Origin of the sequence: Halorubrum tibetense, assembly GCF_042661865.1 — an archaeon.
GTDB lineage: Archaea > Halobacteriota > Halobacteria > Halobacteriales > Haloferacaceae > Halorubrum > Halorubrum tibetense.
In genome coordinates, this window is record NZ_JBHSWW010000137.1 from 1 (window position 1) to 6,374 (window position 6,374).

General features: G+C 65.9%; 9 protein-coding genes. 3 read left to right on the forward strand and 6 right to left on the reverse strand.

Going from position 1 to position 6,374, the window contains the following annotated elements; translation table 11 throughout:
• Positions 1-1,126 (forward strand): alpha/beta hydrolase family protein (locus ACFQEU_RS09765; protein WP_379781627.1); only part of this gene is annotated, 1,126 nt, incomplete at its 5' end.
• 36 nt (positions 1,127-1,162) lie between these two features.
• On the opposite strand, the gene mce is transcribed toward ACFQEU_RS09765, so the two are convergent.
• The 5 genes from mce to ACFQEU_RS09790 all read right to left on the reverse strand — a co-directional run bounded on the left by mce (position 1,163) and on the right by ACFQEU_RS09790 (position 4,942).
• Positions 1,163-1,549, reverse strand: a complete 387-nt coding sequence (gene mce, locus ACFQEU_RS09770) for a methylmalonyl-CoA epimerase (RefSeq protein WP_379781629.1) — start codon at positions 1,547-1,549, stop codon at positions 1,163-1,165.
• Positions 1,550-1,636: 87 nt separating this feature from the next.
• Positions 1,637-2,794, reverse strand: a complete 1,158-nt coding sequence (locus ACFQEU_RS09775; RefSeq protein ID WP_379781640.1) for a glycosyltransferase family 2 protein — start codon at positions 2,792-2,794, stop codon at positions 1,637-1,639.
• Positions 2,795-2,978: 184 nt separating this feature from the next.
• Entirely contained in the window at positions 2,979-3,665 is a 687-nt protein-coding gene (locus tag ACFQEU_RS09780) for a hypothetical protein (protein WP_379781631.1), read from the reverse strand.
• A 105-nt stretch (positions 3,666-3,770) separates the two neighbouring features.
• On the reverse strand, positions 3,771-3,986 hold the full coding sequence (locus ACFQEU_RS09785) for a hypothetical protein (RefSeq protein WP_379781633.1): 216 nt from the start codon (positions 3,984-3,986) through the stop codon (positions 3,771-3,773).
• Between the two features lie 155 nt (positions 3,987-4,141).
• On the reverse strand, positions 4,142-4,942 hold the full coding sequence (locus ACFQEU_RS09790; protein ID WP_379781635.1) for a glycoside hydrolase family 16 protein: 801 nt from the start codon (positions 4,940-4,942) through the stop codon (positions 4,142-4,144).
• A 279-nt stretch (positions 4,943-5,221) separates the two neighbouring features.
• Here ACFQEU_RS09790 and ACFQEU_RS09795 point away from each other — a divergent pair, with 279 nt between their 5' ends.
• Together ACFQEU_RS09795 and ACFQEU_RS09800 are read left to right on the forward strand one after the other, a co-directional pair.
• Positions 5,222-5,677: a universal stress protein gene (locus tag ACFQEU_RS09795; protein ID WP_379781637.1), complete on the forward strand. Its 456-nt coding sequence runs from the start codon at positions 5,222-5,224 to the stop codon at positions 5,675-5,677.
• A 103-nt stretch (positions 5,678-5,780) separates the two neighbouring features.
• The gene (locus tag ACFQEU_RS09800) at positions 5,781-6,170 is read left to right on the forward strand and encodes a DUF4870 domain-containing protein (RefSeq protein WP_379781639.1); all 390 of its coding nucleotides are present in this window, start codon (positions 5,781-5,783) and stop codon (positions 6,168-6,170) included.
• Positions 6,171-6,190: 20 nt separating this feature from the next.
• On the opposite strand, the gene ACFQEU_RS09805 is transcribed toward ACFQEU_RS09800, so the two are convergent.
• Positions 6,191-6,374: DUF8054 domain-containing protein (locus ACFQEU_RS09805; RefSeq protein WP_465261128.1), on the reverse strand; the 184-nt coding region annotated here is incomplete at its 5' end.

A 6,374-nucleotide genomic window follows, 5' to 3' on the forward strand; every position in this document is an offset into this window, starting at 1 on the left:
CCTCTCGGACCCGACGGCGGGGACGGACGTGTTCGCGCTCGACGCGGCCGACCTCGTCGACCCGGCGACGGCTCCGGCCACGGGCGATCGACAGTCCCCGACTCCGGACCCGTACGACCCGATCGCCGCCGCCGAGGGCGAGGAAACGGCGTCGTTCCCGAACGAACCCGACTCGTTCGTCCGCGTCTCCGCGACCAACGACGCGCTCGTGGGGTCGCACCCCATGCCCGAGGTCGAGCGAGTTACCTGGGAGTCCGAGGGGTGGGCGCTCGACGGCGTGGTGTACCACGACCCCGAGGTCGACCCGACGGACGGCCCGCATCCGCTCGTGGTCGCGATCCACGGGGGGCCGATCTCCTACGACGAGCCGGTGTTCTCGTTCGCCCACGCCGCCCTGACGAGCCGGGGGTACGTCGTCTTCCGACCGAACTACCGCGGCGGCTCCTCGCGGGGGCGGGCGTTCTCCGAGGAGCTGCGCGGCGCGTGGGGCACCGCGGAGGTCACCGACATCGCCGCCGGGCTCGAGTCGCTCGTCGACCGCGGCGTCGCGGACCCCGACCGGGTGTTCGGCTACGGCTTCTCGTACGGCGGGATCGCCCAGGGGTTCCTCGTCACGCAGGAGCCCGACCTGTTCACGGCGGCCGCGCCGGAACACGGCATCTACGACCTGCGGTCGGCGTTCGGCACCGACGACACCCACGTCTGGATCGAGAACGAGTACGGGCTCCCGTGGGAGGAGCCGGAGGCGTTCGACGCCTCCTCGGCGATCCTCGACGCGGGGGCGATCGAGACCCCGCTGCTCGTGATGGCCGGCGGGAACGACTGGCGGTGTCCGCCCACCCAGTCCGAACAGCTGTACGTCGCCGCGAAGAAGGGCGGAACCGACGCGAAGTTGGTCGTGTACCCGGAGGAACACCACAACATCGGGGACCCCGACCGCGCGATCCACCGGCTGGAGTCGATCCTCGATTGGTACGAGACGCACGATCCGGCGATCGACGGCAGGGACACGGACGGTGACGCCGCCGCCGACGCGGCCACTGCCGACGGCGATGCGGATGCCGACGACGACACGGGTGCCGACGACGCGGATGCCGACGACGACCGCCGTCACGGCCAGTCATGACCTGACGGGCCGGAACGTACCGACGACCGTCCGTCGCTACTGCTCGACGAGCTCGACGAGCACGCCGGCGGTCGATCGGGGGTGGAGGAACGCCACCTCGTGGCCCCACGCGCCGGGGCGTGGCTCCTCGTCGACGAGGTCGACACCGAGCTCCCGGGCCCGGTCTAGCGCTCCCGGGAGGTCGTCGGTCGCGAGGGCGACGTGGTGGATACCCGGTCCCTCGCGGTCGAGGTAGTCGGCGATCGTCCCGTCCGACTCGGGTTCCAGCAGCTCGAAATACCCACCGTCATCGAGTTCGAGGAAGACGACACGCATCCCGTCGAACGTCTCCTCGTGAGCGACGGGCGTGTCGAGCAGGTCGGCGAACAGATCGGCGAGCGTCGCGGCATCGCGCGTGGCGATCCCGACGTGATCGAAGCGCATACGGTGTGGATCACCCCCCGTCGGTTTATAATAGGCGACGAGATCCCCTACGACGATACCCGCATGCCGCCGCAAACGAGCACGCCGTCAGAGCCGTCGTGGATCCAACGGCATGTCGTTCGATTCCTGGTCGATGGTTTCCTCGAGATCGCCGTCCGAGTCCCTGAACGTCGGGTGGGACCGCTCGATGCGCTCCGCCGTGACCTTCGGAGTCACGGTAAACGCTCGCGTCGGTGAGAGGAATCCCCACAGTGCGCCGACCGTGTTCAACAACACGATCGGGATCGTGAGGACCACCGCGAGCGTCGTCGTCCCGACTCCGAACCCGTACACGGACGCCCCGACCCAGGTGACGAAGTGGAGGAACACGAGCATCACGAGCACCAGCCAGTCGACGTACGTTCCGGCCAGCACCGTCACGCCGGGGACGAGCGTCGTCAGCGCCCCCAAGATCACGATAAGCGGGGAGAGCGCCCACACCACCGCTCGGACGCTGATCAGCGCCCGGTACGTGGGCGGGAGCATGTTGCCGTCCTCGCGGGTCCCGGACATCCACCGTCGTCGCTGCCGTATCATGCCGCGAATCGAGGGTGGTGCCTGATTTCGGAACCTCGTGTCGACGACCGACATCGATATCCCGAGTTCCGCGGCCGCCGTCCAGACGAAGGCCGTGTCTTCCGTGATCGTGCGCCGGTCCCACGTGACCTGTTCTTCGACCGAGCGTCGGATCGCGATACCGCCTCCCCACACGTACAGTGGATAGGCGAACCGAGCGAACGCCCGCTGTTCGCACTGGTAGCCGATCCGGAACACCTCACAGAGATACGCCCACCGTGACCCAGTATACAGGGGCAGTTCCGTGAACTGGACGACGTCGTCGTCAGGGAGACCCTCGAACTCCGTGACGAGCGTGTCCTCGTCGAGAAAGAGGACGTACTCCTTGCGGCACGGAACGTGACGCCGGGCCCATTCGAGGGCTCGGCCCTTGTGCCCGGCAGCACACTCGAAATCGTCCGGCACGACGTGGACCGTCGCCCCCTCGACGTCGATCGGTGCTTCGGCGATAACGTGTACGTCCGTTACCGCCTCGGGAAGCGTATTGACCGTCGTCTGAACGATGTCCGCCGCCGCGATCGTCGAGATCCGCACCTGCACGTCACCGGGCCCCCACTCGAACGCAGACTCGTCGCTCTCCTTCCCAGGAGCAAGCACCGACGTCTCGAACAGCCAGAAGGCTGCGGACATGCCATAAACGAGGACGACGAGCGTGAGTAGAACCGAGAGGACCGAAACGACGGAGATCAATACCAACACACTATATCCGAGAAAGATATACTTACCGGACAGACACACATTCCAAATTTGTTATATGAAAACACGTAGCGGCAACACTCCTCGGGGAACGGGACCTCCTCAGTGGGTCGCAGATTCACTCCGGTCGGACGAGGAGGTCACCGGTCGGTCCCCATCGGCGGCGCTGTGACGGGTCAACGCCGTAATCGAACGACGCGGGCGTCGTGTGCCAGTCCGCGCGGTGGAACGCGGTGGCGACCGCCCCCGTCGCCTCGTGGTAGTCCGTTCCCACGTGGGTACGGAGACTCCCGACGTCCTTGTGTGCCTGTCCGACGACGCCAACCACTTCCCCTCGGTCACGAACGTCCCAGAGGTAGACGTGATACCCGATCGCTCCACCCGGCTTCCGGCGCAGAAACGGGTATCGATAGCTCGCGAGCGGCCGGCGGAAGCCGGCGAGGTCGGCGTCCCAGACGAACTGGGTGGGCGATTCGTGAAACGGCCAGTAGCGGTCGACCAAGCGAACGATCGGAGACCATCGTGGGTTGTACCGAAACACGTCTCTCACCGCCTCGACATCGGCGTCGGTCTCACCGAAACCTATCCGAACGTTCACCGGCATCGTCGGAACCGCGCGCCCGCCCACGTTCTCGGAGGAAACGAGCGGATAGCGGCCATCCATTCTCATGGTGGACGGTGAGCCGTCATCAGGGGATCCGCGAGAGGTAGTGACCGACCGATCCAGACAGCCCGACAGTCCGGCCGCGACCCCGACGGCCGTCGCTCCGGAGAGCAGCTCCCGCCGTGTCATCCCGGAGTCCATTACAGGGAACGTATGCGACGGCTGATAGATGTAGGTGACGACCCACGGACTCCCCGGAGTTCGCTCGGGCAGGATCCGTGCCTCCACTCGGACGGGAACCGGCCACTACTCCTCCGTGTTGTACCGAGGCCCTTCCGCCGACCGCCCCTGTAACCAGAAGAACACGGTGAGCGGTACGAGGCCGAAGAGGAGTAGTACCAACAGGACCAGCTCGACCTCCGAGAGCGACACGCCTTCGCTCGCCATTGAGAGCGGATCCGCGGCGAGCGCGGACGCGGCCAGGTCGAACACCACGACGACGATCAACACGAGCGTGGCCACGAGAACGGTACCACCGGCCGCTCGAATAGCCGTTCCGCGCATATCAACACTGAGCGCTCGGGGGTAAAAGTACCACCGCCGGTGAAAAGTGGACCCGAACGCTACGGGTGAGCGATCCCGGCCGTCCGCCGAGCGAGCTCAGGGGAGCGCCGAACTCACGGAACGAACCTCGACACCTCGACCCAGTCGATAACGAGATGTTCCGTCCACGCCCGTTCGAGGTCGGCACGACCGATCCGGTTCACGTGGTTCGAGAACACGAGTCCGAATGGCCGGGCAGCGGGCGCGGTCAGCGTGGCCGTCATCTCCGGCGGCGACGACCGTGTCAGCATGTGATCGCCGTTGAAGTACCACTCGATCCGGTCTTCGAACCACGCACACCCGTACCTGTTGAACCCCTCGGTGAGGTCGACCCCGACGTCTATCGGCGACGGGGTGTGTTCGTGTGTGTCCTGATCGCCGGGCTGCCCGGACTCGCTCCAGTGGACGTCGACGTTCATGGTCCGCCGTTCGGCCCTGGGATCTACTCCGCGGTGAAACAGTTCCACGATGTTGATCTCCGGGGGCCAGTTTGTGTTCGCCGGATGCATCCAGAACGCGGGCAACACCCCTGTCCGGCCGGGGAGCAGGATCCGTGCCTCGACGTACTGGCCCGGGACCGGATCGATGGGAATACCGACCGACGGGTGGTGTTCCATTCCGCCCACGCTCGAATTGATAACGCCTTGATAACAGCCCGCGGGCCCCGTTCCTCGTGACTCGATAGTCAGGACACACTGTCCGTCCTCGACTGATACGTGCTCACCGCTCACACTCGCGTCGTCGTCCGGGATCCACTCCTCGCGGTCGATAAACCCGACACCCCACCGCCGCGGATCGAACTCCTCCCACTCCTCTCGTAGCACGGTCGTCCAGTCCCCCTCCGGCCCGTCACGTGTCGTCTCACCTTCGCTCATGGATCCCTCACGATGGCCTCCGAGACAGCCCGAACAAGCAGCTGTTCCCAACGCGGTGAGAACGGCTCGGCGGTCTACGGGAGTGGGGCGCACCGTTCGACGCTACCACGGCTCCACGTATTAATCCCTACGGCGAACCGACATTCGCGAGCTGGATGACGCCGTATTCGGCCTGTAAACCCCGATCAAATACGGAACAGTGGTCGATGCATGAATAATTATTCGGAACTGAGTAAACTTCTCGAAAGAGTTATCCGGCCACGGGCCGTATTAAGCGACATGAGCATGGATACGATACTGGTCGCCGTCGGCGGGGACGACGAGGACAGGCTCGACGGGTTGGCCCGGACGGTCATCGATCTGGCAGAAGGGACAGGAGCGACAGTCGCGATCGGCCACATCTTCGGGAAAGAGGAGTACGATCGCGCGAAGACGGACCTGGACTTCGACCCAGACAGCGAGGTGACGCCAGACGTCGTCGCGAAACGTCACGTCACGGTCCGGCAGCTGGGCGACGCGATCGCCGAGGCCGGCCTGGCGTTCGACTGGTACGGCCGTATCGAGAACGGCGAGACGAAAGGCGAGCGGATCGTCAGCCTTGCGACGGAGCTCGACGCCGACCTCGTGGTCGTCGGCGGACGGGACCGCTCCCCGGCTGGTAAGGCCGTGTTCGGTTCGACCGCACAGGAAGTGATGCTGAACGCTCCTTGCCCGGTGACGTTCGTCCGCGGGTAGGACCCGCGGACAGTCTCCCCGCTGCGGTGCGCTTCCATCACCGCGTTCTCACCTGACTTTCGCAACCGCAAACGTTCAGTAGCGGCGCTCGCCAAGTGGGGGTATGTCCCGTTCCGCCGCCGATGTCGACGCCGGCGACGAGGCGACGACCACGCTCGGGTTGCCGGCCAACCTCGCCGGCGCGATGAGCTACTCGCTGACGTTCGTGACCGGACTTGCCTTCTACCTCCTCGAAGAGGACGAGTTCGTCAGGTTTCACGCGGCACAGAGTACGATCACGTTCGGCGGGCTGTTCTCGGTGAGCCTCCTGTTCTCGCTTCTGGAGCCCTTCGTCGCAGCAGTTTCAGGGACCGTCGCCGCCGTCCTCTCTGTGATCGCGTTCGTGGTCGCGGTGGTGGCCGTCGGGCTCTGGATCGGGTTGATGTTCTCGGCGTATCGGGGGAGACGGACCGCGGTTCCGGTCGTCGGACGCGTCGTCGACGGATACATATAAGCCTCGTTCGGGGTCGCCCGTCACTCCGGCGGGTACGAGTGGACCACCGCGTCGCAGTCCGCACAGGCGAGCACCGGTTGGTCTGGCGTCCGGCGGGGCGCGCCGGGCCCGCCACAACATCGCTGGAACGTCGTCTCAACGACCGACCCCCCACACGCCGGACACGTGTCGAGGAACTCTCGGAGGGGGCGGGCGGCCGCCGGC